This is a genomic window from Mycobacterium sp. (genome assembly GCF_008709575.1).
Classification (GTDB): domain Bacteria; phylum Actinomycetota; class Actinomycetes; order Mycobacteriales; family Mycobacteriaceae; genus Mycobacterium.
Window position 1 is genome coordinate 1212 of record NZ_VYIK01000124.1, and the last position, 846, is coordinate 2057.

Genomic DNA, 846 nt, shown 5'->3' on the forward strand with positions numbered 1-846 from the left:
ATGGGCTTCATGGTCTTGACCTGCGGGTTGGGCCTGTTCGCAGCCGCGGTATTTCACCTGGTGGGCCACGGTTTTTACAAGGCCACATTGTTCCTATCATCCGGCTCGGCAATCGCTAAGCGGCGCCAAAAGGCCGCCCGGCCGCCCGCGCCGACACTTGCCCCGGCCCGTTGGTCAGCCGTCCACGGATCGGCGATGCTGCTCGCTGGCGCCGCGCTATACGCAGCAAGCAGCATCGTGCGACCTCCAGAATTCGAGCACGGCTCGACGCACGCACTACTGGTCTTCGCCTGGGCCACCGCCGCGGCCGCGTTGGCGGGCTGGCTGGCACGCAACCCTGACGTGCGGGCTGCTCTTATCGGAACTTTCGTGCTGCTCGTTGCAGCCATCGGGTATCTAACGCTGGTCGGCGCGGTGACCGGTTTCCTCGCTGTCGGCCTGCCCCCGGCCACCGTGCCGCCGGCCTCGTCTTTGGGCATCGTCACAGTGACGGTCATCCTGGGCGCACTGACCCTATTGCGCCAAGCGCCACCCAACGGCTGGATGGGCCGCCTACAACGCGTGATTTATACGAAAGCACTTGCCGCCGGGAATATTGCAGCGTCTCGTTCACAACCCATGCCGACTACCCATCCCCTGGCTTACCAACCGATGGGAGCGCTGCGGTGACTATGGCGGCCGATCACGTCTCAGCCGACACCCGCCGCGCGCAGCTGCGCAGCGAGGTAAACCTGGCCGCCCGGGTGATCCCGGTGCACTACCCACTCGAGACCTTCATCGCGGTCAACCCGCTGGCCGGACTGGAGTCCATGCCCTTCGAACAGGCAATCCGGCGGGCCAGCCACC

Annotated in this window: 2 protein-coding genes; both read left to right on the top strand. The window is 65.7% G+C overall.

What is annotated here, in order from left to right:
- The coding region (locus F6Q13_RS17095; protein ID WP_293059095.1) for a hypothetical protein at window positions 1-669 on the top strand (669 nt) is incomplete at its 5' end.
- A gap of 2 nt (window positions 670-671) precedes the next feature.
- The coding region (locus F6Q13_RS17100; protein WP_293059101.1) for a putative inorganic carbon transporter subunit DabA at window positions 672-846 on the top strand (175 nt) is incomplete at its 3' end.